The organism is Acidovorax sp. DMC1, from assembly GCF_056314325.1.
The window spans coordinates 357,010-380,939 of the sequence record NZ_JBQUYO010000001.1 but is presented as its reverse complement, the minus strand read 5'-3'; the positions used below and the strand labels follow the sequence as shown (position 1 = coordinate 380,939).

Here is a 23,930-nt window from a genome sequence, read left to right as displayed (position 1 = left end):
CGTTGGGAAAAGCTGGTGAACAACGGGGTGGATCATTTCCCACCCGGTGCCAGCGGTCCAATACTCGAATCGCATACAACTATCTATCGATCCATCGCGGAGACACATGGGACCCGGCAACCGACCCCTGGACCTGGAATGGCTGGAGGATTTCCTCGCCCTGGCCGAGACGGGCAACTTCTCGCGCGCGGCGGAGGCCCGCGCCATTGCCCAGCCCGCCTTCAGCCGCCATATCCGTGCCCTGGAAGACTGGGTGGGCGTGGAGCTGTTCGACCGCAGTGCCCACCCCGCCGCGCTCACGGCGGCGGGCCAGCGCTTTCTGCCGCTGCTGGAGACCATCCTCGCCAACCTGGAGGCCGCACGCATCAAGGCCCGCGCTGCGCATGACCTGGCCGCTGCCAGTCTGCGCTTTGCGGCCACGCATGTACTCTCGCTCACGTTCTTTCCGCGCTGGCTGGTGGGCATGGAGGCACGACTGCGGCTGGGGCCCATCCAGACCATGTCGGACAGCTCCCAGGCCTGCGAAGACCTGATGCTGCAGCGCCGTGTGCAGTTTGTGCTGTGCCATGGCCATGAGGGGGTGCCGGGACGCCTGGACGAGGCGCAGTACCCCATGTGCCGCCTGGCGGACGACCGGTTGCTGCCCGTCAGTGCGCCGCAGCCGGGGGGCGCTGCCGGCCAGCCGCTGCACGCGCTGGGCCAGTCGGCCACGGTGCCCGTGCTGGCCTACAGCGAGGCGTCGGGGCTCGGCCGCATCATGCGGGCCCGCATGCGCGGGGTGTTTGCTGAAGGCACTGACGGCCCGGTGGCGGTGGTGTTCACCGCGCACCACGCGGTGTTGCTCAAGACCCTGGCCCAGGAAGGGCGGGGTGTGGCCTGGCTGCCCGAAAGCCTGATTGCCGACGAGCTGCGCACCGGCACGCTGGTGGCCGCCGGGGGCGCCGACTGGAACGTGCCGGTGCAGATCCGCCTGTACCGCCAGCGCGCCGAGATGTCGCCGGTGGCGGAGTCGTTGTGGGAACTGGCATTGGCGCAGGTGGCGTCGCAGCCCTGAGCGCTTGCCGATCCCCTGGCGGGCCGCCGATCCTCAAAGGCCCAGGTCGCTCAGCCCCGGATGGTCGTCCGGCCGGCGCCCCAGGGGCCAGAAGAACAGCCGGTCTGCGGCCTGGATGGGGCGGTCGTTGATGCTGGCGTGGCGCACGGCCATCAGACCATCGTCGTTGAACTCCCAGTTCTCATTGCCGTAGCTGCGGTACCACTGGCCTGAGTCATCATGCCATTCGTAGGCAAACCGCACGGCGATGCGGTGGCCGCTGAACGCCCACAGCTCCTTGATGAGGCGGTAGTCCAGTTCGCGCGCCCACTTGCGCTCCAGCAGCTGCCGGGCGGCGTCGCGGCCCACGGGGAACTCGGCGCGGTTGCGCCAGCGTGTGTCCTCGGTGTAGGCCAGGGCCACGCGGGCCGGGTCGCGCGAGTTCCAGCCGTCTTCGGCCAGGCGCACCTTCTGGATGGCGGTGTGTTGTGTAAAGGGGGGCAAGGGCGGGCGTGTTTCCATGGGGACCTCGAAGGTGAAGGGTTGATGTAGACAGGTCTGTATACTCTCCATCATAAGGCCATGTAGACAGGTTTGTCTACAATGAGCGAATGACCTTTGATCCCCTCCCTCCTGGCTGGCAAGACCTGCCCGCCCGAGACCGCCTGCTGCACACGGCCCATGCGCTGTTCTACCGGGACGGCATCCGTGCCACGGGCATCGACCGCGTGATCGCGGAGTCCGGCGTGACGAAGGTGACCTTCTACCGGCATTTCCCGAGCAAGAACGACCTGATCTGCGCGTACCTGGAGTACCGGCACACCGGCTGGATGGCCTGGTTTGGCGATGCGCTGCAACGGCATGCGCACGCGTTGCCCGCAGGCACCGACCCCACGCGGGCCTTGGCGCCTGCCCTGGCGGAATGGTTGGGCAGCGAGCACTTTCGGGGCTGCGCCTTCATCAACAGCGTGAGCGAGCTGGGAGACACCGTGCCCGAGGTGCTGGCGATTGCACAGCGCCACAAGCGCGACATGACGGCGTTGCTGGCGGGCTTGCTGCCTGCGTCGGCCCAACGTGCGCAGATTGCACAGGCGCTCACTCTGATGGTGGAGGGCGCCATCGTGCGCGTGCAGATGGGCGAGCCCGTGGCCGAGGTGGTGGCCGCGGTGTCCCGCCTGACGGATGGGCTGGTGGCAGCGCCTCCACAACGCAAGCGCTAAGACCGCTGCTGGCCTGAGCCTGTGTGATCAGTCCAGCCGCGCGCCTTGTGTGGCACCGTGGCGGGTCCGCTGGTCGTATTGTTTTTCGCGTGCCACATGGTCCTGCAGCAGCCGGTGGCCCAGGGCATTGGCTTCGCGCTCCAGCGTGGCGCAATCGGGCGCTGCAGGCATCTGCCGGATGCCCTGGTCGATGGCTTGCGCGGCATCGCGGCCGATCTGCACATGGCCCTGCTCGTGGTCGGAAAGGGCCCGCAGGTACCGGTCAAAAGCCGCTTGTTGCTCGGGGCTTGCGGCTTGCAGCTCGGGCAGTTGTACCTCGGTGTGCAACCGGGTGGTGACCTCGGTGATCGCGCAGCGGCCCGAGGCTTCGCGCCACCAACGGAAGGTCCAGCGCACGTCCCAGCGGGTATAGCCATGAAAGCGCTGCCCACCTACCGTAATGGGGGTGGCGGCATGCAGGGCTGCGCGCAGGCTCTCACCTGGCTGGGCGCGCACCACGTAGGGCCTCTGGGTGTTTTCTTCCTGCACCTCCGCGTGTACGCCGCAGGCGCCCAGCAGCCAAGCGATTGCACACGCCCGGCGTGCCCAGGCGCGGAGCGGCAGAGGGGCCGAGCCGGTCATTCGCCCCACGGCAGCATCAGCGTGAGCAGCGACAGCTGGTCAAATTCGGGCGCGAAGGCGTCGATGATCTGCTGCGGCTCGGGGCACAAGGTGGTGTCGGTGATCACGCCAAACTGCACGCCACCGCCGTAGCTGAGGATGGAGACCCCCAGGCCAATGTCGCCCGACTGCGGCACCCAGAACATGCACTGCGTGACGCGCGATCCGCACAGCGTGAGCTGCTCCTTGGGGCCGGGCACGTTGGTCATCACCGCCGTGGTCTTGCGACCGAACAGATTGAGCAGTGCGTCCTGTGCGGGCTTGATCATCAGCCCCGCCACAGCCAGCATCGCAAACGCCAGGATGGGTTGGGTGCTGCCCTTGAGCGCATTCATGCGCTTGCGCACTTCGTACACGCGCTCGATGGGGTTGGCCACGCCAATCGGTAGCACCAGAGGCACCAGGCCAAAGCGGTTGCCCAGCTTCCAGGCCTCCTCCATGGGGCGCAGGTTCACCGGGATCATGGCGCGGATCTCCTGGCCCGTCGGGTCATCGCCCTGGCTGCGCAAGTAGCCGCCGATGGCGCCCGCCACGCACGACAACAGCACATCGTTGATGGAGCAGTTGAGCGCCTTGCCGATGGCCTTGACCTCTTCGAGCGGGATCGGCGGGCACCAGGCCACGCGTTTAGCGCTACCGGGTTGGCCCTTGAGGCGGGTGGGGGAGTCGTCGGGCATCAACGCCAGCGCGGCCGCATCACTCACCAGCTGGTAGGCCACGCGGGCCATGTCGGCCGTGCCTGAGAGCCCATGCTGCATGGCCTTCTCCGGATCGCCCAGCATTTGCAACGACTTGGCCGCGCTGTCGCCTGCCAAGTCCAGCGCCTTCACGGTGAGGCCAGTGAAGGGCTTGATCAGGGCATCCGCAATCCAGTCCTCGGCGGTGGCGGCTTCCTTGCCTGTTCGCGCCTTGCGCTTGGGGGGCTCCGAGCCGCCATCCACCAGCGACATGGTTACCGAAATGAGGGCAATGCCGTCGGCAATGCAGTGGTGGATGCGCACGATGAGCGCGCTGCCTTGGGTGCCGTCGTCGCCCACAAAGTCTTCGATCAGATGCATCTGCCACAGCGGGCGGCGGGTATCGAGCGGCTGCATGGCGAGTTCACCCACGCGGTCTTGCAGCGCGCGCTGCATGCTGTGGCCTTTGCGGTGGGGCAGCTTTTCGCGCAGCACATGGGCGGCAATGTCGAAGTTGCGGTCCTCCACCCAGGTGGCGCCCGCCGCGTCTTCCACCACCCGCTGGCGAAAGCGCGGGTACTGCAGCAGGCGCTGCTGCACGCGTTCGCACAGCGCCTCCCAGGTGATACCGGGCGACAGGGTCCACACGCCGTTGATCATCATCAGGTTGCTGTGGGAGTCCATGCGCAGCCAGGCGGTATCGACCTTGCTCATGCGCTCGCCCGACAGGCCCAGCATGCCAGTGGCCGCGCGGCGCACGTTCTTCTGCACCACGGTGGCGGCTTTGCGAGCGGCGGGGGGCAGGGCCTGGGCCGCCTTGCGCGCCACCTCAGGCCCTTGGTCGCGCAGGGTGCGCAGGGGGCTTGTGCTGTGGCCGGGTGCGGCTTTGCGGGGGGCAGGAATGCGGGTCACCATCAGATGTACACCTATTGTTTGATTTTTGGGGGCTTGCCTCTATGGATTGAGCGGCCCCAGGCCATGCTCAGCCCGTAAGATACAACGCAGCAATCCCTTGCCGACACCGTTCTTTCCCTCCCCCATACAAACCCAAGGAGCACCGACATGGCCGACCTGAACGCCACCTTCGAAGCCGCTGTGGCCAATTCCAAGAACCTGAGCGAGCGCCCCGACAACGCCACGCTGCTCAAGATCTACGCGCTGTACAAGCAGGCAACCGCTGGCGACAACACCGAGAAGAAGCCCAGCTTCTCCGACATGGTGGGCCGTGCCAAGTGGGACGCCTGGGAAAAGCTCAAGGGCACCAGCGCCGACGAGGCCAAACAGCAATATGTGGACCTGATCACCTCGCTGAGCTGATACGGCGTACTCCCAAAGAAAAAGGCGACCAAGGTCGCCTTTTTCTTTGGGTGCAACGGCGGTCTAACGCTGAACCCACCCCTTGGGCAATCCCGCCTCCGGCGTCATCCCATAGACCGGCTCGCCCGGCAGCCCCGCCTGCAGCGGCGCGCGCGCGGCCATCAGGCGCTCCAGGTCCACCCCCGTGGTGATGCCCATGGCCTCAAACATGAACACCAGGTCTTCGGTCACCACATTGCCCGACGCGCCCGGCGCATAGGGGCAACCGCCCAGCCCGCCCAGCGACGCATCAAAGGTGCGCACCCCCACGTCGTAGGCCGCCAGGCAGTTGGCCAGGCCCAGGCCTCGGGTGTTGTGCATGTGGGCCGCCCCGGCCTTTGCACCCAGCTCGGCGCGCAAACGCGTGAACAGGCGGCGCACCTGGGCCGGGTTGGCCATGCCGGTGGTGTCCGACAAGCCCACCTCATCGGCGCCCGCCTCCGCACACAGGCCGGCGAGCCAGATCACATCGTCCTCGGGCACCGCGCCTTGCAGCGTGCAGCCAAAGGCGGTGGACAGCCCCACCTCCACCAGCACGCCAGGCGCCTGCGCGTCGCGCAGCTGTGCCACGGCGCGCACCTCTTCGACCATGGCCTCGCGCGTCTTGCGCACGTTGGCCAGCGAATGCGCGGCGCTGGCCGACACCGGCAGCGTGACCTTGTGCACGCCCGCCGCCAGCGCGGCTTCGGCCCCACGCAGGTTGGGCGCCAGCGCCATCACGGTGATGCCGGGGTGGGTGAGCGCGTGGCGCACCACCTCGGCCACATCGGCCATCTGGGGTAGCAGGCGGGCGGGCACGAACGAGCCGACCTCGATCTCCCGCAGGCCCGCCGCCACCAGCGCGTCGATCCAGCGCAGCTTGTGGGTGGTGGGCATGGTGGCCTGGACGGACTGCAGGCCGTCGCGCGGGCCGACTTCGCTGATGAGGATTTCTGGGGACGTCATGGTGCGGGGCAAATCAAGCGGCAGAGGATAGCGCGTGGGCTGCGCCAAACGCAGCCCTGGGCTTTTGAGCAAAGTGGCAATTTTGGCTGGCATACCGGCAAACCGCCCTGCAATAGGCGGCAGTTTGGGCGATTCCCATTGTTTTTGCGCTTCGGGACACTGGCTGCAGACGCATACATCGGCACCCGGAGACCCACACCATGGCTACCCCCCAGCACTTTTCCACCCTGTACCTCAGCGCCCCTGATGTGATCGCGCTGGTGCAGCGCAAGGGCATCGAGGCCTGTCTGCGCGGCATCTCCGACTACATCCATGATGACTTCTTGCGCTGGGGCGCCTTCGACAAATCCGCACGGGTAGCCAGCCACTCGCGCGACGGCGTGATCGAACTCATGCCCATTGCAGATGGGCAGACCTATGCATTCAAGTACGTCAACGGCCACCCCAAGAACACGCGCTGGGGCCTGCCTACGGTGATGGCGTTTGGCGTGCTGGCCGATGTGTCCACGGGCGCGCCGCTGCTGTTGAGCGAACTCACCCTCACCACCGCGCTGCGCACCGCCGCCATGTCGGCCGTGGCCGCACGGGCCTTGGCCCGCCCCGGTGCCCGCACCATGGCGCTGATTGGCAACGGTGCACAGAGCGAGTTCCAGGCGCTGGCCTTTCACCACCTGCTGGGCATTGACACCCTGCGTTTATTCGACACCGATCCGGCTGCAACGGCCAAGCTGCAGGCCAACCTGCAAGGCACGGTGGGCCTGCGCCCCGTGGCCTGCACCAGCACGGCCGAGGCCGTGCGCGGCGCCGACATCGTGACCACGGTGACGGCCGACAAAACCAACGCCACCATCCTCACGCCCGACCTGCTGGCGCCCGGCATGCACATCAACGCGGTGGGCGGCGACTGCCCCGGCAAGACCGAGATGCATGCAGACGTGCTGCGCCAGGCCCAGGTGTTTGTGGAATACGCGCCGCAAACGCGCATTGAAGGCGACATCCAGCAACTGCCGCCTGATTTTGCAGTGACCGAGCTGTGGCAAGTGTTGGCGGGCCAGCATGGCGGGCGCGCCAGCGATGCGGCGGTGACGGTGTTCGACTCGGTAGGCTTTGCGCTGGAGGACTTTTCTGCGCTGCGCTTCTTGCGCGACGCGGCGGCCGAGCTGGGCATGGGCCAGCCCATCGAACTCATCCCTCAGCTGTCAGACCCCAAGAACCTGTTTGGGTTGCTGCATACACGCAGTCCCCTGCTGCGCGTTGTGGCCTGACGCCCGTCAGGTCCCGCCTCTCAGCGCCTCAGTCCTTCCACACCACGCTGCTGGCCGGGTCGGCGCGGGTGGTGCGGAAATGGTTGGCCGGGTGGGCGGGGTCTGCCATGCCGAACGAAATGCCACAGACGATGCTGCGGTCCTCGCCAATGCCCAGCACGTCACGCAGCACGCCGGGGTAGGAGGCCAGCGCGGCCTGCGCGATGGAGCCCACGCCCAGGCTGTGCGCTGCCAGCATGAAGTTGCTCACATACGCGCCGCAGTCCACTGCGCCGTACACGCCCAGGGCCTCGTCGCTGGTGACGATGGCCACATGCGGCGCACCAAACATGGTGAAGTTCTGCGCCGCCTGGCGCGCCGAAGCTTCGCGGTCGCCCTTGGCAATGCCCAGGGTTTCGTACAGGCCCCAGCCACATTCGCGCCGCCGCTCCTGGTACACCCCCCGGTATTCGCGGGGCCAGGGCAGGTCGGGCTGGGGTGCCGCGGCGAGCATGTGGGATTGCAGGGCGCTGCGCAGACGCGCCAGCGCAGCGCCGCTGGCAATGGTGAGCTGCCAGGGCTGCGCGTTGCACCACGAGGCCGTGCGCTGCGCGGCGGCCAGGATGGCCTCAATGGTGCTGCGCGGCAGCGGCTCGGGCAGAAAGGCGCGGCAGCTGTAGCGGGTGTGCAGCAGCGTGGAGAGGGTGTCAAACGCCGGGCTGTGGGCGTTGTTGGCCTCGTTCGCGGTGAATGTCATGGCGGGGCCTGTGCGGCTAGGCCTTCTTGGCCTTGGCGGCAGGCTTGGCTGCTGCCTTGGGGGCTGGCTTGCCGGCATCCGTGTCTGTCGCCGCTTTCTTCTTGTCGGCCGCTGGCTTCTTGGCACTGGGGTGCGGTGCATTGAGCAGGGCATCCAGCTGCTCGCCAATCTCGGCCTCGATGCGGTCCTTGAAGGCGCCTAGCAAGAAGCCCAGCTGCGCTTTCATTTCGAACTGGTGGGCATCCACCAGCAGCGTGCCTTTGACGCCGGTGCGGGTGAAGGTGAGCAGGTCTTCCTTCTCGCCCTCTTCGTAGGTGCATTCCATGTCGAACTTTTCTTCGGCCTTCTCGGCCCAGGAGAAGGCGACCTTGCGGGCTTCCTTGAAACCCAGGTGGTGTTCGCGGTGGATATGAATGTCAGGCACCGGCTGTCTCCTTGAGGTGTTGCGGGTCAGGTAAAAGGGCGCGCAGGGCCTCGTGCCGCTCGGGCTGGGGCTGCTGCGTCAGTTGTCGTACGGCATCATAAAACCGGGGCCAGTTGCGGCCCTCGCGTTCAAACAAGGCCTCGAATGCAGGCACCAGTTCGTCGTAGGCGGCCTGGGCCGCAAAGCTGGCGTTGTTGGCCTGGGCCACCCAGAGGTCGTAGCCGGCCACCTGGGCGGTTGTGGCCCGGGGCGGCGTGCCGCCGGGCGCGTCCAGCCAGCTTGCGCGCAGCGCGGCATAGTCGTCTCGGAAAGCCTTCATTGCTTCTGTTTTCATAGCATTCAGCGCATGATCCTCTAGCGCTTGAAGCTCTTTTTGCTCATAAATGGCCGCCAGGCGGGTGCGTGTGGCCCGGGTGAGCGCGCGGAAGGCGCTGCGCCGCGCCTCGCTGGTGGCATAGGCCTCGCGCGCGGCGGGGGTGGATTGCGTAGCCAGCCACTGCGCCACGCCGATGCGCTCCACCGCTGTGGCAAAGGACTCGTTGAACAGGGTGTCGTTTTGGGCATAGACCACCTGGTGCGCCAGCTCGTGGAACAGCAGGCGCACAAAGTCGCCCTCGGGCCAGGCGATGAAGGTGGACAGCAGCGGGTCGCCCCCCGCCCAGTTCATGTAGCCCAGCGTGGAGTACGCGGGCACGCCGTACACCTCCACCTCCAGGCCCTGTGCGGCCAGCTCGGCGGCCTCGGCCTGCGCTGCGGCCTCGGTGAAATAGCCCCGGTAGCCGATGCAGCCCGTGACCGGAAAGCACCAGGTGTGCAGCGTCAGCGAATAGGGCGGAGCGGCGACTACGTTCCACACGGCGGCGGAGCGCTTCAGGTCAGCATAGCGGCGGTAGCTGGCGTTGTCGGGCAGGCCGAGTTCGGTGACCGCAAAGGCCCGCGCACGTTGCGCCAGCTGCAGCCGCTCGCGCAGGGCGGGCGAGATGTCCTTGCGCACTACCCAGTCGTCAATGGGTTCTGCGGCATGCATGATCTGCATGTGCCCGCGCAGCGATTGCCAGTAGTAGCCCCAAGCGTTGGAGGGGCCGGTGGTGCTGGCGCAGCCGCCCAGCACCAGGCAAAACATCAGGCTGACAGTGGCCCGCAGGCGGTTAAGTGGCTCGCGCATGCAGTGCAGTTTATGGGCAGATCGAGTCCTGTGTGCTTGCCCTGTCAGCAGCCTGGCTGCGGTGGTTTCTAGAATGCCGCGCATGACCCCCCCGACTGCTCAAGATCCTGCTCGCCCACCCGCACTGGCCGACGGCCTGTTTGCCGACGAATCCGGTTGCCCGCGTTGCACCTGGTGCCAGGCCACGCCGCTGTACCGCCACTACCACGATACCGAGTGGGGCTTCCCGGTGGCGGACGACCGCCGGCTGTTCGAGAAGATCTGCCTAGAGGGTTTTCAGTCGGGCCTGAGCTGGCTCACCATCCTGAACAAGCGCGAGGGCTTTCGCGCAGCGTTCGCGAACTTCGACCCCGAGCAGGTCGCGGCCTTCGGACCGGCCGAGGTTGAGCGCCTGGTGCAGGACGCGGCCATCGTGCGCCACCGGGGCAAGATCGAGTCCACCATCAACAACGCGCGTCGCGTGCTGGAGCTGCGGCGCGAGTTCGGCTCGCTGGCGCACTACGCCTGGCGCTACGAGCCCGCCGACACCGACCGGCCCGAGCGCCTCACGCGCGAAGTGGCGCGCACCCTGTCCACTTCGGCCGCATCCATCGCCATGTCCAAGGACCTGAAAAAGCGCGGCTGGAGTTTTGTGGGTCCGACCACGGTCTACGCCTTCATGCAGGCCATGGGGCTGGTGAATGACCACCTGGAGGGCTGCCATTCGCGCGCCGCAGCACTTGCGGCGCGGAAGGCGTTTGTGGTGCCGCGCGGTTGATCGATTGATTGATGGATCGTTCAGGCCCGCGCCACAGGCCGCAGCAGCCACAGCGCTCCCAACGCAGCCAGGCCCAGCAGTGTGGTGAGCCAGAGAGCGGCGGCGCCAGTGCGGTCCAGGGCCATGCCGAACAGAATGGGGGCAAACGCCTGCGCCACACGGGCGGGCACCATCATCAGGCCCTGGCGCGTGCCGTAGCCCGCAGGGCCAAACAGCACCAGCGGCAGCGTGCCCTTGGCAATGGTCAGGATGCCGTTGCCCGCGCCATGCAGCAGGGTGAACACCGCCGCCGCAGGCCCGCCCAGCACCATCAGCAGGCCCGCGCCCACGGGGTGTGCAGCGGCGGCCAGCTGGGCCGACAGCAGCGGGTGCAGGCGGCGCAGCAAGCCAAACTCCAGCAGGCGCGCTGCCACCTGGGCCGGGCCCACCAGCGCGGCCAGGGCCACAGCCGCCTCCAGCGATGTGCCGCTGGCCTGCAACAGGCGCGGCAGGTGGGCCGCCATGGCGGTGCTGGTGAACCAGGTGACGGCAAACACAAACGACAGCAGCACGGTGGTGCGCAGCGGGTGGGCGGCTGCGGACGTGGCGGGTGCCGCCGGTGCCGAGGTGCCCGCCACAGGCACATCCGCCGAAGGTGGGGGCGGCTTCTTTGTGGTGTCGGCACGGGGCAGCCAGCCATTGAGCGGCACGCCCACCAGCAAGTGCAGCGCCGCCCAGCCCGCACACGCTCCGCGCCAGCCCCACTGCGTCTCCATCCAGGCCGACAGCGGCCAGCCCACGGTGCTGGCAAACCCCGCAATTAGCGTGATGCCGGTGATGGCGCCGCGAGCGCCCTGGCCGTACAGACGTACCAGCGTGGCAAACGCAGCCTCGTACAGGCCCGAACCCATGGCCACGCCCATCAACACCCAGGCGGCAAACAGACCCACGGGGCCTTGCGCCAAGGCCATGCCCGCCAGAGCAGCTGCAAACAACAGGTTGGTGCCCACCAGCACCGGGCGGCCGCCGTGGCGGTCGATGGTCCGGCCCGCGAAAGGCCCGAGCAGCGCCGACACGATGAGCGCCACCGAAAACGCCGCGAACACCGTGGGCGTGGCCACGCCCAGGTCGCGCGCCATGGGCGCGGCCAGCATGGCGGGCAGGTAGTAGGACGAGGCCCAGGCCAGCGTCTGGGCTGTGCCTAGGCGCGCCACGGTCCAGCGTTGCGAGGCGGCGCTCATGCCGCGCGGTGCGCTACGGCATCGGGGTGTGCGGTGGCCTCAGGCACGCTGGCCCTGCGCGTTGATGACGACTTCGCCATCCTCCTTGGTGAAGGCACCTTGCTGCGGTGCAGGCAGGATGTCCAGCACCTTCTCAGACGGGCGGCACAGCCGTGTGCCCAGGGGCGTGACCACGATGGGGCGGTTGATGAGGATGGGGTGCTGCAGCATCGCGTCGATGAGCTGGGCGTCGGTGACGCCCGGTGCGTCCAGCTGCAGCTCGGTGAAGACCGCTTCCTTGGTGCGCACGGCGTTGATCACCGGCTCGCCGGTCGCCGCAATCAGCGCCACCAGTGTGGCGCGGTCGGGCGGGGTTTTCAGGTATTCAATGACCTCGGGCTCCACGCCACTGTTGCGGATCATGGCGAGGGTGTTGCGGGACGTGCCGCACTTTGGGTTGTGATAAATCGTGATGGCGGTCATGGCGTGCTGGAAAGGATGGGAGCGATGGGCGAAAGTTTGCCACTGCGCCGGGGCCAGCCCGGCAAATTTTCCAGCGCGTTCAGCAGCCGCTGGCCCGCATCACTCAGCGCGCCGTCGTTGTGCACCTCCAGGCTGGCGGCTCCCGGGGGTGGGGTGTAGGCCAGCGCGCGCTGCACCCGGGCCTCCACCTCTTCGCGCGTCTCGCGGCCGCGCGACAACAGGCGCTCGCGCAGCACCTGCGGGCTGGCGGTGATGTGTACGGCCACCAAGTCCGGGAACCGTGCCAGGGCCTCGGGCAGGTAGGCGCGTGAGCCATTGAGCAGCACCCAGTGGCCCCGCGCCAGCGGCGCCAGTTGCGCATGCCGCACGCCGTAGCCCAAGCCGTTGGCCTGCCAGTGCAGGGCAAAGGCATGTTCGCTGCACAGCGCTGCAAACGCTTCGGGCGAAACGCCCTCATGCGCTTCGCCACCGGATGTGGCGGCACGGCTGATGGTGCGCTGCGCCCAGTGCACGGGGCAGGGCTGGGGCAGGTGCGTGCGCAGCCAGTCCAGCAGGCTGTCCTTGCCCGCTCCCGAGGGGCCCATGCAGTAGACCAACCGACCGGTGGTCATGCGCCCATCTCCAGGTGGTCCAGCAGCACAAAGTCCGCACCGGGCGTGGGCTCTGCGAACAAGGCGAGGCTGTTGAACTTGAGGATGGGCAGGTCCGAGAAAAATTCCTGCGCGGCCTCGAACACCAGCGACTGCGTGGGTGCGTCTACCTGCGCCAGGCTGCCGGTGAGCGACATGTGAAAGCGGAATTCGTCCAGCACAAACGGGTAGCCCCATTGCTGCAGCAGCGCGTCCTGCCGGGCGGTGAGCACCGCTGCACGGCGCCGGGCCAGGTCGGCTTCGGACAGGGGCGCGGCCAGGGGCTGCAGCGCCGTCACGCAGGTGGCGGCGGTCTCCTGGATCTGTGCATTGGCGGGGTGCAGCGCCGGGGGCACCAGCGCCAGAAAGTCGTCGATGCGTTGTACCTGCAGTGGCGGCAGCACAAAGGGTTGCAGCCCGCGTGCAACCTCCTGCACGGCCTGGTGCAGCGTGATCCAGTCGGTGCCGGGCGCCAGCGCAAACGGCGCCTTGAGCGTGGCGTGCCAGCCGTAGCGGCGGGGTGCTGCGGTCAGGCGGTGCAGCGTGTCGGCCGCCACGCCGTCGATGGCCAGCTGTTGCAGCGGCTGCAGCAACGCAGCGCAGCGCCCCAGCCAGTGGCTGCCGGCCAGCCAGCCCAGGCTGCCCGGGTTGGGTGCGAAATAGACCGCATAGCGGTGGTGGGTGTGTGGCATGTCAGGCGTGTTCATCGTGGTCAATGGTCAGTTTCACGCGGTCGCCGGCAAACCAAGCGCGCGCCCATTCGATGGGCGTGCCTGCCAGGTCCACGTTCAGGCTTTCTACCTGCAGCACGGGGCGTGACGTGGGCTGGCGCAGCTGGGCGGCCACTTCGGCGCTGGGCAGCTCGGCGGTGATGCGGCTTTCGCGGCGTGTGTAGTCGGCCACGCCGTGGGCGGTAAAGCCTGCGGTGATGGAGCCGGTCTCGCGCACCACGGCCGCCAGGTTCTCGAAGCGCGGCAGGGGAAAGTAGCGATCGCTGATGTGCAGGGGCTGGCCTTCGGCGTCGCCCCGCACGCGCAGCGCCAGCAGCGGGCTGCGCGCGGGCACCTGCAGCGCCTTGGCCAGCGCCGCCGTGGCGCGCGTGGTCTGGGCCTGCAGCACCACCAGGCTGCCACGAAGCCCCGCCTGCGCCAGCCCCTGCTGGTGGCGCGTGCGCTTGCCCAGCACCAGGTCCACCGCAAAGTCTTCCACATAGGTGCCGCTGCCCTGCGTGATGCGCACCAGCCCTTGGCTGCACAGGCTGGCGAGCGAGCGGCGGATGGTGTGCCGGTTCACGCCGAACTGCTCGGCCAGCGCGTGCTCCGAGGGCAGGCGCTGGCCCGGCGGGTAGACGCCGCTGCCAATGGCCTCGGCCAGCTCAGCGGCAATCCGCGTCCAGAAACTGTCGCGCGCAGGGCGCAGTGGGGGTGCATTTGGGGCCTGCAAAGGAGGCGGGAGAGAAGTGGTGCTGGCTGTCATGAAACCTACATGCGCGCTCTTTAAGCTGGCGCCAGTTGTTCAATTTGTCTATACAACTTTCAGGGTACCACTTCCATGTTTCAAGCCTTTGACAACCCGGGGCCGGGCCGCCCCCTGGGCCGCGCGCAGTGGATGGCCCTGCTGGCCCGGGCGCCGCTGGGGCTGCTCGAATCTGCCTTGCATGAGCATGCCACGCGCCCCGCGCGCTGGCTGCGTGCGCCCGAGACAGGGCTGATGATGGTGCAGGGCCGCGCCGGGGGCACGGGTGAGCGCTTCAACCTCGGCGAGGTCACCGTCACGCGCTGCGCTCTGCGCGTGGCTGATGCATCGGACGCGGCAGAGGCCACCGTCGGCGTAGCGTACGTGCTGGGCCGCTCGCACCGCCAGGTGCAACTCGCGGCCCTGGCCGATGCGCTGCTGCAAGACCCTGCCCAGCAACCGGTGCTGGACGCCCAGCTGCTGGAACCGATCCGCGCCCACCTGCGCGCCACCCAGGCCGAGCGCCAGGCGCGTGCCGCCAGCACCAAGGTGGACTTCTTCACCGTGGCGCGCGAGAGCGGTACCGACAACGACGAGGACACCGAATGAGCGCGACCCCGATGATCCCAGTGACCCCTTTGGCATCCCTGGGTGCCGGATTCTCGAACGAAGCCTTTGGCAGCCAGGCGGTGTTCCGCGCGGTGCTGCAGGCGCTGTCGCACCCTGGTCGGACGGTGGCGGTAGAGCATGACGCACAGACTCCTGCTGTGGGCCATGCCACATCCGCCGCCGTGCTGCTGGCGTTGCTCGACAGCGACTGCACGCTGTGGCTTTCGCCGCGCCTGGCGGCCAGTGATGCGGGTGCCTGGCTGCGCTTTCACACCGGCTGCACTCTGGTGAGTGAGGCCGCGCAGGCCCGCTTTGTGTGGGTGGCGCAGGGCGATGCCTTGCCCGCGCTGGGCAGCTTGGCCTCAGGCACCGACATCTATCCGGACCAGTCGGCCACTTGTGTGGTCGATGTATCGCATGCAGAAGCCGCCACGGCGGATGCCATTGACGCGTGGCAATTGCGCGGACCGGGTATTCAGGAGGTGAAGGCCTTGCACGTGGATGGCCTGCCCGACGACTTCGAGGTCCAGTGGGCTGCCAACCAGGCAGTGTTTCCGCGCGGTGTGGACCTGCTGCTGGCCACTGCGGACCACATCGTGGGTCTGCCCCGCACCACGCAGGCGACGCGCAGCGTCACTGCCCTTCTGGAGACCTAAGCATGTACGTAGCCGTCAAGGGCGGGGAAGCCGCCATTCTCAACAGCTACCAGCTGCTGGCGCGCCAGCGCCGGGGCGATACCGCGCAGCCCGAACTCTCGGTGGCGCAGATCCGCCAGCAGCTCAAGCTGGCCGTGGATCGGGTCATGACCGAGGGCTCGGTGTACGACCCCGAGCTCGCGGCCCTGGCCATCAAGCAGGCTGCGGGTGACCTGGTGGAAGCCATCTTCTTGCTGCGCGCCTACCGCGCCACGCTGCCGCGCCTGGGCACCACCTGCGCGCTGGACACCAGCCGCATGGCGCTGGACCGGCGCATCTCCGCTACGTTCAAGGATCTGCCCGGTGGCCAGGTGCTAGGCCCCACCTACGACTACACGCAGCGCCTGCTGGACTTCAAGCTGCTGGCCGAAGGCACGGTGACGCCGCCTGCCGCTGCAGTAGCCGTGGTGCCGCCCAGCCCCACGCCGCGTGTGGTGGATCTGCTCAACCAGGAAGGCTTGATCGAAACCCGCCCCGTCCCCCCAGGCGACCCCGCGCCCACGGACCTGACCCGCGAGCCGCTGCGCTTCCCCGCCAACCGGGCCACGCGCCTGCAAAACCTGGCGCGCGGCGACGAGGGCTTTTTGCTCGCCATGGCGTATTCCACACAGCGCGGCTACTCGCACTCGCACCCCTTTGTGGGCGAGGTGCGCCTGGGCACGGTGGCGGTGGAGATCGAACCCGAAGAGCTGGGCTTTGTCATCGACATCGGCGACATCGAGATCACCGAGTGCGAGATGGTGAACCAGTTTGCCGGCAGCAAGAGCCAGCCGCCGCAGTTCACCCGTGGCTACGGCCTGGCGTTCGGCCACAGCGAGCGCAAGGCCATGGCCATGAGCCTGGTGGACCGCGCCCTGCGTGCCGACGAGCTGGGCGAGCCCGTCGAGTCGCCCGCCCAGATGCAGGAGTTCGTGCTGGGCCACAGCGACAGCCTGGAGGCCTCAGGCTTCGTGCAGCACTTGAAGCTGCCGCACTACGTGGACTTTCAGTCCGAACTGGAGCTGGTGCGCAAGATGCGCGCCGCTGCCGCCCAACCCACCACCCCCGCCGAGGAGGACGCCGCATGAACGCGCCCATGGAACCCGCCGTGATGGGCCTGCCCGCCGACGCCGCGCCGGTGGACGGCCACTTCAACTTTGCCTACCTGGACGAGCGCACCAAGCGCATGATCCGCCGCGCCATCCTCAAGGCCGTGGCCATCCCCGGCTACCAGGTGCCGTTTGGCTCGCGCGAAATGCCCCTGCCCTACGGCTGGGGCACGGGCGGCATCCAGGTCACCGCGTCCATCATCGGCCCAGAGGACTGCCTCAAGGTCATCGACCAGGGTTCGGACGACACGGTCAATGCGGTCAACATTCGCCGCTTTTTTGAGCGCACCACGGCCGTGGCCACCACCACCCGCACGCGGGAGGCCACGCTGATCCAGACGCGCCACCGCATCCCCGAGACGCCGCTGGCCGAAGGCCAGGTCATCGTCTACCAGGTGCCCGTGCCCGAGCCCATGCAGCGCCTGGAGCCGCGCGAGACCGAAACGCGCACCCTGCACGGCCTGGCCGAGTACGGGCTCATGCACGTCAAACTCTACGAAGACATTGCGCGCTACGGCCACATCGCCACCACGTACGACTACCCCGTGCTGGTCAATGGCCGGTACGTGATGGCGCCGTCGCCCATTCCGAAGTTCGACAACCCCAAGATGCACATGAACCCCGCGCTGCAGCTGTTTGGCGCGGGCCGCGAAAAACGCATCTATGCCGTGCCGCCCTACACACCCGTGGAGAGCCTGGGTTTTGAGGACCACCCGTTCGAGGTGCAGCGCTGGGATGCTGCCTGCGCGCTGTGTGGCGCCACCGACAGCTTTCTGGACGAGGTCATCACCGACGACCAGGGCGGCCGCATGCATGTCTGTTCGGACTCGGATTACTGCCAGGAACGCCAGGCGCAGCAGCTTGAACCGGCGATGACCAAGGGTGATGCCGAATGAGCGCCGTGCACATCCGCGAAGCCCGGCAGGGCGACCTGGAGAGCGTGCTGGCGCTGTACGCCGCCATTGAAGACAGCTCCGCCGACGTGCTGACGCTGGAAGAAGCCCAGGCCGTGTGGGCCCAGTTTGCGCGCTACCCCAGCTACCGTCTATGGGTCGCTTGCGACCCCGCGCAGCACGGCGCGGTAGTGGGCACCTATGCGCTGCTCGTCATGCACAACCTGGCGCACCGGGGCGCGCCCTCGGCCATCGTCGAAGACGTGGTGGTGGCGCAGGACCAGCAGGGCCGTGGCATTGGCCGCCAGATGATGGCCCACGCCATGCAGCAGGCGCGCGATGCGGGCTGCTACAAGCTCGCGCTCTCGTCCAACGCTCGCCGCAAGGGCGCGCATGCCTTTTATGAATCCCTGGGCTTTGCACAGCACGGCCTGAGCTTTGTCGTCGAGAACCTCCCATGAACCACCTCGAACTTGCTGCGCCGCTGCTGAGCGTGCGCAACGTCAGCAAGCGCTATGGCGACCGCGTGGCGCTGCAAGGCGCGTCCTTTGACCTGTGGCCCGGCGAGGTGCTGGCCGTGGTGGGCGAGTCGGGCTCCGGCAAGTCCACGCTGCTGAATGCCATTGCGGCGCGCAGCGCGCCGGACGAAGGCACGGTGCAGTTCCGCCAGCGCAGCGGCGAGTTGCAGGACATCTATGCCATGACCGAAGCGCAGCAGCGCCTGCTGGCCCGCACCGACTGGGGCTTTGTGCACCAGCACGCGGCGGACGGCCTGCGCATGGATGTGTCCGCTGGCGCCAACGTGGGCGAGCGCCTGATGGGCCTGGGCGAGCGTCACTACGGCCGCCTGCGCGCCACGGCCACGGAATGGCTGCAGCGCGTGGAGATTGATGCCGCACGCATCGACGATGCACCGCGCACCTTTTCAGGCGGCATGCGCCAGCGCCTGCAGATTGCGCGCAACCTCGTCACGCAGCCTCGCCTGGTGTTCATGGACGAACCCACCTCGGGCCTCGATGTGTCGGTGCAGGCGCGCCTGCTGGACCTGCTGCGCCAGCTCACGCGGCAGATGCAGCTGGCGGCCATTGTGGTCACACACGACCTGGCCGTGGCGCGCCTGCTGGCCCACCGCATGGTGGTCATGCAACGCGGCCGCGTGGTCGAGGCGGGCCTGACCGACCAGGTGCTCGACGACCCGCAACACCCCTACACCCAGCTCCTCGTTTCTTCGGTACTGCAGCCATGAACCAGCCTCCTTCCATTGCGCCCATCCTCCAGATGCAAGGGGTGGCCAAGCGCTTCACCCTGCACCACCAGAACGGCATTGAACTGCCCGTGCTCGCCCAGGTGGACCTGGCCGTGCAGCCCGGCGAGTGCGTGGTGCTTGACGGCCCCTCGGGCATGGGCAAGAGCACACTGCTCAAGATGATCTACGCCAACTACCGGGTCAACGCGGGCTGCATCACCGTGCGCGCGGCCGATGGCACTTTGGTGGACGTGACGCAGGCCACGCCGCGCGCGCTGGTGCAGTTGCGGCGCGACACCGTGGGTTATGTAAGCCAGTTTCTGCGGGTCATCCCGCGCGTGTCGGCCCTGGATGTGGTGGCCGAGCCGCTGGCCGAAGACGCGGGCGACGACCCTGCGGGCATCGAGGCCGCCCGCGAGGCTGCCCGCCAGTGGTTGACCCGCTTGCGCATTCCCGAGCGGCTGTGGCACCTGCCGCCCGCCACGTTCTCGGGCGGGGAGCAGCAGCGCATCAATATCGCCCGCAACATGATCAAGCCCAAGCCGCTGTTGCTGCTGGACGAGCCCACCGCATCGCTCGACGCAGCCAACACCGAGACGGTGATCGCCATGATCCGCGAAGCCGTGGCGCGCGGCGCGGCCCTGGTGGGCATTTTTCATGACGCGCAGGTGGGCGCGGCCGTGGCAACGCGCCGCGTGAACGTAGGCGATTTCCGGGGAGCTTCGGTATGACCGCGACCCTGTTCAAGAACGCCCGCATGGTGCTGCCGGGCGAAGTGGTGCAGGGCAGCCTGCAGGTGGAGAGCGGGCGCATTGCGTCGCTGGACAGCGGCGCCACTGCGGCCCTGCAGGGCATCGACCTGGGGGGCGACTACCTGCTGCCGGGTCTGGTCGAAATCCACACCGACAACTTCGAGCGCCATCTCATGCCGCGCCCCAAGGTGCAATGGGCCGAGATGCCCGCACTGCTCGCGCACGACGCCGAGATTGCCGCCGCAGGCATCACCACGGTGCTGGACGCGCTGGGCGTGGGCGAGGCCGATGTGGACAGCCTGCGCGGCAGCGCCTGGAACCGCGTGCTCGACACCATCGACACCTGCACCGAGCGCAACCTGCTGAGGGCCGACCACCACCTGCATGTGCGCTGTGAGCTGCCCGCGCCCAACACCATCGACCTGTTCGAGCCCTTTCACGGGCACCCGCGCCTGTCACTGATCTCGCTGATGGACCACACCCCGGGCCAGCGCCAGTGGGAGAACATCGAGCAGGCACGCACCTACTACAGCGGCAAGAAGGGCTGGAGCGCCGAGAAGTTCGAGCGCCAGGTGGCGCACGCGGCCACGCTGCAGGCGCAGTACGCCGAGCCGCACCGTGCGTATTTTGTGGATTACTGCCGCACGCACGGCATCTCGCTGGCCAGCCACGACGACACCACGGTGGCCCATGTGGAGCAGGCCCATGCCGAAGGGGCCGCGATGTCGGAGTTCCCGACCACGCTGGCTGCGGCCCAGGCGGCGCACGAACGTGGATTGCTCACCGTGATGGGCGGGCCCAACGTGGTACGCGGTGGTTCGCACTCGGGCAATGTGGCAGCGGCCGACCTGGCGCGCAGGGGCTTGCTGGACATCCTTTCGTCGGACTACGTGCCCGGCAGCCTGCTGAGCGCCGTGATGCGGCTGGTACAGGACGACATCCTGCCCCTGCCACAGGCCGTGGCCACCGTCACCCGCAACCCCGCCAAGGCTGCGGGCATGGTGGACCGGGGGGCGCTGGCGCCCGGCCTGCGCGCCGACCTGGTGCAGGTGCACATGGCCGAGCTGCCCGATGGCGGCCGCCAGGCCGTGGTGCGTGGGGTGTGGCGCGAAGGGCTGCGGGTGCTGTAGAGCGCGTGCAGGTCTTTCCTGACATCCAAACTTCTCCCAACTGTCAAAGCACTGTCACGCCCAGCAACCACACTCCGGTTGTCTAGACGACTTCTTCCGTTTCCAAATCATCCGTGTCGTTGTTGCTTCGCCTTGCCGTGCTACAGCACTGTCTGCGGCTTTGCGCCTAGACACGAATGACTTGGAAACGGAATTAACCCCCCAAGGAGGCTGCCATGACCGCCGCACTGCACATCCACCAACTGAACAAGCATTTCGCCAACGGCAAACACGCCCTGCGCGACATCAACCTCACCGTGCAGCGCGGCGAGATGGTGGCGCTGATTGGTGCCTCGGGCTCGGGAAAGTCCACCCTGCTGCGCCACGTGGCGGGCCTGGTGGTGGCCGATGCGTCCAGCGATTCGCTGATCGAGGTGGATGGCCGCTGCGTGCAGCAGGCGGGGCGCATTCACAGCGACATCCGCAAGGTGCGTTCGCAGGTGGGCTTTGTGTTTCAGCAGTTCAACCTGGTGGACCGACTGCCCGTGCTGATGAACGTGCTGGTGGGCCTGCTGCACCGCACCCCCTGGTGGCGCGGCTGGCTGCGCATGTTCAAGCCGCAGGAGCGCGCGCTGGCGCTGGAAGCGCTCCACCGCGTGGGCATTGCCGAATGCCACGCGCAGCGAGCGTCCACGTTGTCGGGTGGGCAACAGCAGCGCGCGGCCATTGCCCGCACGCTGGTGCAGGGCTCCAAGGTGGTGCTGGCCGATGAGCCCATTGCCTCGCTGGACCCCGAGTCCTCCCGCAAGGTCATGGACATCCTGGCGCGCATCAACCGCGAAGACCGTTGCACCGTCATCGTCTCGCTGCACCAGGTGGATGTGGCCATCAAGTATTGCCCGCGCGTGGTGGCTCTGCACCACGGGCAGGTGGTGTACGACGGCCCCTCGGCGGCCCTCACGCCCGCATTGCTGCGGGGCCTGTACGGCGTGCAGGCCGATGAAATCCTGTCGGATGCATCCAGCGCCCACCCTGCACCTGCGCATGCCCCCATGCCTGCGCCGCAGTGGTCACCCGCCATGGTGCAGGCCGCCTGAGCGGTGATTCGGTTCTCTTCATTTCCTTTCTCTGGAGCTTTCAACATGTTCAAGAAACTGTGTGCTGCCCTGACACTCGGGCTGGGATTGACCACGGGCGCGCTGGCCCAGGACATCAACTTCGGCATGATCTCGACCGAGGCCACGCAAAACCTCAAGGCCGACTGGCAGCCGCTGCTGGACCACATGGCCAAGCAGACGGGCCTGAAGATCAACGCCTTCTTTGCGTCCGACTACGCGGGCCTGATCGAAGCCATGCGCTTCAACAAGATGCAGGTGGCCTGGCTGGGCAACAAGTCGGCCATGGAAGCCGTGGACCGCGCCAACGGCGAAGTCTTTGCACAGATGGTGAATGCCGACGGAACCCAGGGCTACTACTCGCACCTGATCGTGCACAAGGACAGCCCCCTGGCCAGCCTGGACGATGTGCTCAAGAACAGCAAGTCGCTGAGCTTTGGCAATGGCGACCCCAACTCCACCTCGGGCTTCCTGGTGCCCGGCTACTACGCCTTTGCGCAGAACAAGATCGACGCGAAGACGCACTTCAAGATCACGCGCAGCGCCAACCACGAGACCAACGCGCTGGCCGTGGCCAACAAGCAGGTGGATGTGGCCACCAACAACAGCGAGAACCTGGAAAAGTTCAAGGAACGCCAGCCCGAGAAGTTCAAGGACATCAAGATCGTCTGGACCTCGCCCCTGATTCCGCTGGACCCGCTGGTGATGCGCAAGGACCTGCCCGAGGCCACCAAGACCAAGATCCGCAACTTCTTCTACAACTACGCCAAGACCGATGCGCGTGAGAAGGAGATCGTGATGAAGATCTCCAAGCTGTCGGGCTTCAAGCCCTCGACCAACGCCCAGCTCACGCCCATCCGTCAGCTCGACCTGTTCGGCAAGCGCAACAAGATCGAGGCCGACGCCACCTTGGCCGATGCCGACAAGAAGACCCGCCTGGCCGAGATCGACCAGCAGCTGGCGTCGCTCAAGTAATCCGCCGCTTGGTGGTTCTGGCCCGGGTGTCCCCATGTCCTCAACATTGAATCCATCTCTGGCCACGCTGGCCAGCACCACGTCGCCCAAGCGCAGCCTGGCCTGGTATCTGTCGTGGGGCATCCTGCTGGTGTTGCTGGCCGCGTCCTGGCAAGGTGCCGACATGCGCCCGCTGGCCCTGTGGAACGACTCGGGCAACATGGTCAGCTACGCAGCGGAGTTCTTTCCGCCCAATTTTGCGCAGTGGCAGATCTATGTGCAGGAGATGCTGGTCACGCTGCAGATCGCGCTGTGGGGCACGGCACTCGCCGTGATCACCGCCGTGCCGCTGGCGCTGCTGGCCTCGTCCAACATCGTGCCCTGGTGGGTGTATCAGCCGGTGCGCCGCGTGCTGGACGCGTGCCGCGCCATCAACGAAATGGTGTTTGCCATGCTGTTCGTGGTGGCCGTGGGCCTGGGGCCGTTTGCGGGCGTGCTGGCGCTGTGGATTCACACCTCGGGCACGCTGGCCAAGCTGTTTTCTGAAGCCGTGGAGGCGATTGACCCGCAGCCCGTGGAGGGCATCCGCTCCACCGGCGCGAGCGCGCTGCACGAGATCATCTACGGCGTGATCCCGCAGGTGATGCCGCTGTGGATCTCTTACACGCTGTACCGCTTTGAAGCCAACGTGCGTTCGGCCTCGGTCGTGGGCATGGTCGGCGCAGGCGGCATTGGCGTGGTGCTGTGGGAAATCATTCGCGGCTTTCAGTACGCCGAGACCTGCGCGGTGATGCTCATCATCGTGGTGACGGTGAGCGTGATTGACCTGGTCTCTGCGCGTATTCGTAAAGCGTTGGTCTGACAAGGAAAGACGATGGCATTGAGCCTGGAAGACATTGCCCACCTGCTCGCCACCCGGGGCGTGAATCAATATGGCCGCGAGGCGGTCAGCCAGCTGGAGCATGCCTTGCAGTGCGCGCAGTGGGCCGAAAAGTCGGGCGAGACCCCCGCGACGGTCGCAGCGGCTTTGCTGCACGACCTGGGCCACCTGCTGGCACCCGGGGGCGACACGGCCGAGCAGGACGACCTGCACCAGTACATGGCCATCCCGTTCCTGCGGGGCCTGCTGCCCTACGCGGTGCTGGAGCCCATCCGCCTGCATGTGGATGCCAAGCGCTACCTGTGCACCATGGAGCCGGGGTATTGGGAGACGCTGTCACCCGCATCGCAGCACAGCCTGGTGCTGCAGGGCGGGCCCTTTACGCCCAAAGAGGCGATGCAGTTTGCGGCCCAGCCATTTGCGCAGGAGGCCATCCGCCTGCGCCGATATGACGACCATGCCAAGGTGCCGGGGTTGGTCACTCAGCCGCTTCGCTACTACATGGCCGGGTTGGAGCGACTGGCCCTCGTTACCGAGGCGGCCTTGGTGCATTGAACGCGCACCCTCAACGGGGGCTTGTCCGCT

The 23,930-nt window shown here is 67.4% G+C and carries 29 protein-coding genes; 17 read left to right on the top strand and 12 right to left on the bottom strand.

The window, feature by feature from the left end:
• Nucleotides 1-106: 106 nt before the first annotated feature.
• Nucleotides 107-1,054, top strand: a complete 948-nt coding sequence (locus ACT531_RS01790; RefSeq protein WP_476016278.1) for a LysR substrate-binding domain-containing protein — start codon at nt 107-109, stop codon at nt 1,052-1,054.
• A gap of 33 nt (nt 1,055-1,087) precedes the next feature.
• Here the strand turns inward: ACT531_RS01790 and ACT531_RS01785 are convergent, their stop codons facing one another.
• Nucleotides 1,088-1,555: a nuclear transport factor 2 family protein gene (locus tag ACT531_RS01785; RefSeq protein WP_110961640.1), complete on the bottom strand. Its 468-nt coding sequence runs from the start codon at nt 1,553-1,555 to the stop codon at nt 1,088-1,090.
• 89 nt (nt 1,556-1,644) lie between these two features.
• Here ACT531_RS01785 and ACT531_RS01780 point away from each other — a divergent pair, with 89 nt between their 5' ends.
• Nucleotides 1,645-2,253, top strand: a complete 609-nt coding sequence (locus tag ACT531_RS01780; RefSeq protein WP_476016277.1) for a TetR/AcrR family transcriptional regulator — start codon at nt 1,645-1,647, stop codon at nt 2,251-2,253.
• Between the two features lie 27 nt (nt 2,254-2,280).
• Here ACT531_RS01780 and ACT531_RS01775 read toward each other — a convergent pair whose 3' ends face one another.
• Both ACT531_RS01775 and ACT531_RS01770 read right to left on the bottom strand, forming a co-directional pair.
• Entirely contained in the window at nt 2,281-2,874 is a 594-nt protein-coding gene (locus tag ACT531_RS01775; protein ID WP_476016276.1) for a DUF922 domain-containing Zn-dependent protease, read from the bottom strand.
• Entirely contained in the window at nt 2,871-4,505 is a 1,635-nt protein-coding gene (locus ACT531_RS01770; protein ID WP_476016275.1) for a wax ester/triacylglycerol synthase family O-acyltransferase, read from the bottom strand. The genes ACT531_RS01775 and ACT531_RS01770 overlap by 4 nt, the downstream gene beginning before the upstream one ends.
• 147 nt (nt 4,506-4,652) lie before the next feature.
• Between ACT531_RS01770 and ACT531_RS01765 the strand changes: the two genes are divergently transcribed.
• Nucleotides 4,653-4,907 (top strand): acyl-CoA-binding protein, encoded by a 255-nt coding sequence (locus ACT531_RS01765; protein WP_060985084.1) that lies wholly within the window; start codon nt 4,653-4,655, stop codon nt 4,905-4,907.
• Between the two features lie 63 nt (nt 4,908-4,970).
• On the opposite strand, the gene ACT531_RS01760 is transcribed toward ACT531_RS01765, so the two are convergent.
• Nucleotides 4,971-5,891, bottom strand: coding sequence for a hydroxymethylglutaryl-CoA lyase (locus ACT531_RS01760; RefSeq protein WP_422848523.1), 921 nt, complete (start codon nt 5,889-5,891; stop codon nt 4,971-4,973).
• A 200-nt stretch (nt 5,892-6,091) separates the two neighbouring features.
• On the opposite strand from ACT531_RS01760, the gene ACT531_RS01755 reads away from it, so the two are divergent.
• Nucleotides 6,092-7,156 (top strand): ornithine cyclodeaminase, encoded by a 1,065-nt coding sequence (locus ACT531_RS01755; protein ID WP_476016274.1) that lies wholly within the window; start codon nt 6,092-6,094, stop codon nt 7,154-7,156.
• A 28-nt stretch (nt 7,157-7,184) separates the two neighbouring features.
• On the opposite strand, the gene ACT531_RS01750 is transcribed toward ACT531_RS01755, so the two are convergent.
• The 3 genes from ACT531_RS01750 to ACT531_RS01740 are packed head-to-tail and all read right to left on the bottom strand — an operon-like array spanning nt 7,185 to nt 9,481.
• Entirely contained in the window at nt 7,185-7,892 is a 708-nt protein-coding gene (locus ACT531_RS01750; RefSeq protein ID WP_476016273.1) for a nitroreductase, read from the bottom strand.
• Nucleotides 7,893-7,908: 16 nt separating this feature from the next.
• Nucleotides 7,909-8,316 (bottom strand): polyhydroxyalkanoic acid system family protein, encoded by a 408-nt coding sequence (locus ACT531_RS01745; protein ID WP_476016272.1) that lies wholly within the window; start codon nt 8,314-8,316, stop codon nt 7,909-7,911.
• Nucleotides 8,309-9,481: an aminopeptidase gene (locus ACT531_RS01740; RefSeq protein ID WP_476016271.1), complete on the bottom strand. Its 1,173-nt coding sequence runs from the start codon at nt 9,479-9,481 to the stop codon at nt 8,309-8,311. Before ACT531_RS01740 ends, ACT531_RS01745 begins: the two co-directional genes overlap by 8 nt.
• 82 nt (nt 9,482-9,563) lie before the next feature.
• Between ACT531_RS01740 and ACT531_RS01735 the strand changes: the two genes are divergently transcribed.
• On the top strand, nt 9,564-10,238 hold the full coding sequence (locus ACT531_RS01735; RefSeq protein WP_476016270.1) for a DNA-3-methyladenine glycosylase I: 675 nt from the start codon (nt 9,564-9,566) through the stop codon (nt 10,236-10,238).
• A gap of 20 nt (nt 10,239-10,258) precedes the next feature.
• On the opposite strand, the gene ACT531_RS01730 is transcribed toward ACT531_RS01735, so the two are convergent.
• From ACT531_RS01730 to phnF, 5 genes are read right to left on the bottom strand one after another with little or no spacing between them, the layout of a single operon-like run.
• Nucleotides 10,259-11,458 carry an MFS transporter gene (locus ACT531_RS01730; protein ID WP_422848529.1) on the bottom strand — a complete coding sequence of 400 codons (1,200 nt, stop codon included), beginning with the start codon at nt 11,456-11,458 and terminating at the stop codon, nt 10,259-10,261.
• Nucleotides 11,459-11,497: 39 nt separating this feature from the next.
• A complete protein-coding gene (gene arsC, locus ACT531_RS01725; protein ID WP_476016269.1) occupies nt 11,498-11,920 on the bottom strand; it encodes an arsenate reductase (glutaredoxin) in 423 nt (140 codons plus the stop codon).
• Nucleotides 11,917-12,531: a phosphonate metabolism protein/1,5-bisphosphokinase (PRPP-forming) PhnN gene (phnN, locus tag ACT531_RS01720; protein ID WP_476016268.1), complete on the bottom strand. Its 615-nt coding sequence runs from the start codon at nt 12,529-12,531 to the stop codon at nt 11,917-11,919. The genes arsC and phnN overlap by 4 nt, the downstream gene beginning before the upstream one ends.
• Nucleotides 12,528-13,241 carry a DUF1045 domain-containing protein gene (locus ACT531_RS01715; RefSeq protein ID WP_476016267.1) on the bottom strand — a complete coding sequence of 238 codons (714 nt, stop codon included), beginning with the start codon at nt 13,239-13,241 and terminating at the stop codon, nt 12,528-12,530. The genes phnN and ACT531_RS01715 overlap by 4 nt, the downstream gene beginning before the upstream one ends.
• A 1-nt stretch (nt 13,242) precedes the next feature.
• Nucleotides 13,243-14,025, bottom strand: coding sequence for a phosphonate metabolism transcriptional regulator PhnF (gene phnF, locus ACT531_RS01710; protein WP_476016266.1), 783 nt, complete (start codon nt 14,023-14,025; stop codon nt 13,243-13,245).
• 75 nt (nt 14,026-14,100) lie between these two features.
• Here phnF and phnG point away from each other — a divergent pair, with 75 nt between their 5' ends.
• From phnG to ACT531_RS01650, 12 genes are all read left to right on the top strand, one after another.
• The gene (gene phnG, locus ACT531_RS01705) at nt 14,101-14,613 is read left to right on the top strand and encodes a phosphonate C-P lyase system protein PhnG (RefSeq protein ID WP_476016265.1); all 513 of its coding nucleotides are present in this window, start codon (nt 14,101-14,103) and stop codon (nt 14,611-14,613) included.
• Nucleotides 14,610-15,269 carry a phosphonate C-P lyase system protein PhnH gene (phnH, locus tag ACT531_RS01700; RefSeq protein ID WP_476016264.1) on the top strand — a complete coding sequence of 220 codons (660 nt, stop codon included), beginning with the start codon at nt 14,610-14,612 and terminating at the stop codon, nt 15,267-15,269. The genes phnG and phnH overlap by 4 nt, the downstream gene beginning before the upstream one ends.
• A 2-nt stretch (nt 15,270-15,271) precedes the next feature.
• A complete protein-coding gene (locus ACT531_RS01695) occupies nt 15,272-16,375 on the top strand; it encodes a carbon-phosphorus lyase complex subunit (RefSeq protein WP_476016263.1) in 1,104 nt (367 codons plus the stop codon).
• Nucleotides 16,372-17,292, top strand: coding sequence for an alpha-D-ribose 1-methylphosphonate 5-phosphate C-P-lyase PhnJ (locus ACT531_RS01690; protein WP_476016262.1), 921 nt, complete (start codon nt 16,372-16,374; stop codon nt 17,290-17,292). The genes ACT531_RS01695 and ACT531_RS01690 overlap by 4 nt, the downstream gene beginning before the upstream one ends.
• Complete coding sequence (locus ACT531_RS01685; RefSeq protein WP_476016261.1) at nt 17,289-17,750, top strand: N-acetyltransferase family protein; 462 nt, start codon at nt 17,289-17,291, stop codon at nt 17,748-17,750. The genes ACT531_RS01690 and ACT531_RS01685 overlap by 4 nt, the downstream gene beginning before the upstream one ends.
• On the top strand, nt 17,747-18,535 hold the full coding sequence (gene phnK, locus ACT531_RS01680; RefSeq protein ID WP_422848539.1) for a phosphonate C-P lyase system protein PhnK: 789 nt from the start codon (nt 17,747-17,749) through the stop codon (nt 18,533-18,535). Before ACT531_RS01685 ends, phnK begins: the two co-directional genes overlap by 4 nt.
• On the top strand, nt 18,532-19,266 hold the full coding sequence (phnL, locus tag ACT531_RS01675) for a phosphonate C-P lyase system protein PhnL (RefSeq protein ID WP_476016260.1): 735 nt from the start codon (nt 18,532-18,534) through the stop codon (nt 19,264-19,266). Before phnK ends, phnL begins: the two co-directional genes overlap by 4 nt.
• On the top strand, nt 19,263-20,417 hold the full coding sequence (locus ACT531_RS01670; RefSeq protein WP_476016259.1) for an alpha-D-ribose 1-methylphosphonate 5-triphosphate diphosphatase: 1,155 nt from the start codon (nt 19,263-19,265) through the stop codon (nt 20,415-20,417). Before phnL ends, ACT531_RS01670 begins: the two co-directional genes overlap by 4 nt.
• 215 nt (nt 20,418-20,632) lie before the next feature.
• The gene (phnC, locus tag ACT531_RS01665; RefSeq protein ID WP_476016258.1) at nt 20,633-21,493 is read left to right on the top strand and encodes a phosphonate ABC transporter ATP-binding protein; all 861 of its coding nucleotides are present in this window, start codon (nt 20,633-20,635) and stop codon (nt 21,491-21,493) included.
• A gap of 45 nt (nt 21,494-21,538) precedes the next feature.
• Nucleotides 21,539-22,486: a phosphonate ABC transporter substrate-binding protein gene (phnD, locus tag ACT531_RS01660; protein ID WP_476016257.1), complete on the top strand. Its 948-nt coding sequence runs from the start codon at nt 21,539-21,541 to the stop codon at nt 22,484-22,486.
• Nucleotides 22,487-22,520: 34 nt separating this feature from the next.
• On the top strand, nt 22,521-23,327 hold the full coding sequence (gene phnE / locus ACT531_RS01655) for a phosphonate ABC transporter, permease protein PhnE (protein WP_060985066.1): 807 nt from the start codon (nt 22,521-22,523) through the stop codon (nt 23,325-23,327).
• A gap of 12 nt (nt 23,328-23,339) precedes the next feature.
• Complete coding sequence (locus tag ACT531_RS01650; protein ID WP_476016256.1) at nt 23,340-23,900, top strand: phosphonate degradation HD-domain oxygenase; 561 nt, start codon at nt 23,340-23,342, stop codon at nt 23,898-23,900.
• Nucleotides 23,901-23,930 lie beyond the last annotated feature (30 nt).

Coding starts and splice junctions, on each gene's coding strand:
- phnE (WP_060985066.1), top strand. CDS start 22,521: ATGTCCTCAACATTGAATCCATCTCTGGCCACGCTGGCCAGCACCACG.
- ACT531_RS01780 (WP_476016277.1), top strand. CDS start 1,645: ATGACCTTTGATCCCCTCCCTCCTGGCTGGCAAGACCTGCCCGCCCGA.
- phnK (WP_422848539.1), top strand. CDS start 17,747: ATGAACCACCTCGAACTTGCTGCGCCGCTGCTGAGCGTGCGCAACGTC.
- arsC (WP_476016269.1), bottom strand. CDS start 11,920: ATGACCGCCATCACGATTTATCACAACCCAAAGTGCGGCACGTCCCGC.
- phnD (WP_476016257.1), top strand. CDS start 21,539: ATGTTCAAGAAACTGTGTGCTGCCCTGACACTCGGGCTGGGATTGACC.
- phnN (WP_476016268.1), bottom strand. CDS start 12,531: ATGACCACCGGTCGGTTGGTCTACTGCATGGGCCCCTCGGGAGCGGGC.
- ACT531_RS01775 (WP_476016276.1), bottom strand. CDS start 2,874: ATGACCGGCTCGGCCCCTCTGCCGCTCCGCGCCTGGGCACGCCGGGCG.
- ACT531_RS01695 (WP_476016263.1), top strand. CDS start 15,272: ATGTACGTAGCCGTCAAGGGCGGGGAAGCCGCCATTCTCAACAGCTAC.
- ACT531_RS01730 (WP_422848529.1), bottom strand. CDS start 11,458: ATGAGCGCCGCCTCGCAACGCTGGACCGTGGCGCGCCTAGGCACAGCC.
- ACT531_RS01750 (WP_476016273.1), bottom strand. CDS start 7,892: ATGACATTCACCGCGAACGAGGCCAACAACGCCCACAGCCCGGCGTTT.
- ACT531_RS01785 (WP_110961640.1), bottom strand. CDS start 1,555: ATGGAAACACGCCCGCCCTTGCCCCCCTTTACACAACACACCGCCATC.
- ACT531_RS01715 (WP_476016267.1), bottom strand. CDS start 13,241: ATGCCACACACCCACCACCGCTATGCGGTCTATTTCGCACCCAACCCG.
- ACT531_RS01735 (WP_476016270.1), top strand. CDS start 9,564: ATGACCCCCCCGACTGCTCAAGATCCTGCTCGCCCACCCGCACTGGCC.
- ACT531_RS01690 (WP_476016262.1), top strand. CDS start 16,372: ATGAACGCGCCCATGGAACCCGCCGTGATGGGCCTGCCCGCCGACGCC.
- ACT531_RS01770 (WP_476016275.1), bottom strand. CDS start 4,505: ATGGTGACCCGCATTCCTGCCCCCCGCAAAGCCGCACCCGGCCACAGC.
- ACT531_RS01650 (WP_476016256.1), top strand. CDS start 23,340: ATGGCATTGAGCCTGGAAGACATTGCCCACCTGCTCGCCACCCGGGGC.
- phnH (WP_476016264.1), top strand. CDS start 14,610: ATGAGCGCGACCCCGATGATCCCAGTGACCCCTTTGGCATCCCTGGGT.
- ACT531_RS01685 (WP_476016261.1), top strand. CDS start 17,289: ATGAGCGCCGTGCACATCCGCGAAGCCCGGCAGGGCGACCTGGAGAGC.
- phnG (WP_476016265.1), top strand. CDS start 14,101: ATGTTTCAAGCCTTTGACAACCCGGGGCCGGGCCGCCCCCTGGGCCGC.
- ACT531_RS01740 (WP_476016271.1), bottom strand. CDS start 9,481: ATGCGCGAGCCACTTAACCGCCTGCGGGCCACTGTCAGCCTGATGTTT.
- ACT531_RS01670 (WP_476016259.1), top strand. CDS start 19,263: ATGACCGCGACCCTGTTCAAGAACGCCCGCATGGTGCTGCCGGGCGAA.
- ACT531_RS01790 (WP_476016278.1), top strand. CDS start 107: ATGGGACCCGGCAACCGACCCCTGGACCTGGAATGGCTGGAGGATTTC.
- ACT531_RS01760 (WP_422848523.1), bottom strand. CDS start 5,891: ATGACGTCCCCAGAAATCCTCATCAGCGAAGTCGGCCCGCGCGACGGC.
- phnL (WP_476016260.1), top strand. CDS start 18,532: ATGAACCAGCCTCCTTCCATTGCGCCCATCCTCCAGATGCAAGGGGTG.
- ACT531_RS01755 (WP_476016274.1), top strand. CDS start 6,092: ATGGCTACCCCCCAGCACTTTTCCACCCTGTACCTCAGCGCCCCTGAT.
- ACT531_RS01765 (WP_060985084.1), top strand. CDS start 4,653: ATGGCCGACCTGAACGCCACCTTCGAAGCCGCTGTGGCCAATTCCAAG.
- phnC (WP_476016258.1), top strand. CDS start 20,633: ATGACCGCCGCACTGCACATCCACCAACTGAACAAGCATTTCGCCAAC.
- phnF (WP_476016266.1), bottom strand. CDS start 14,025: ATGACAGCCAGCACCACTTCTCTCCCGCCTCCTTTGCAGGCCCCAAAT.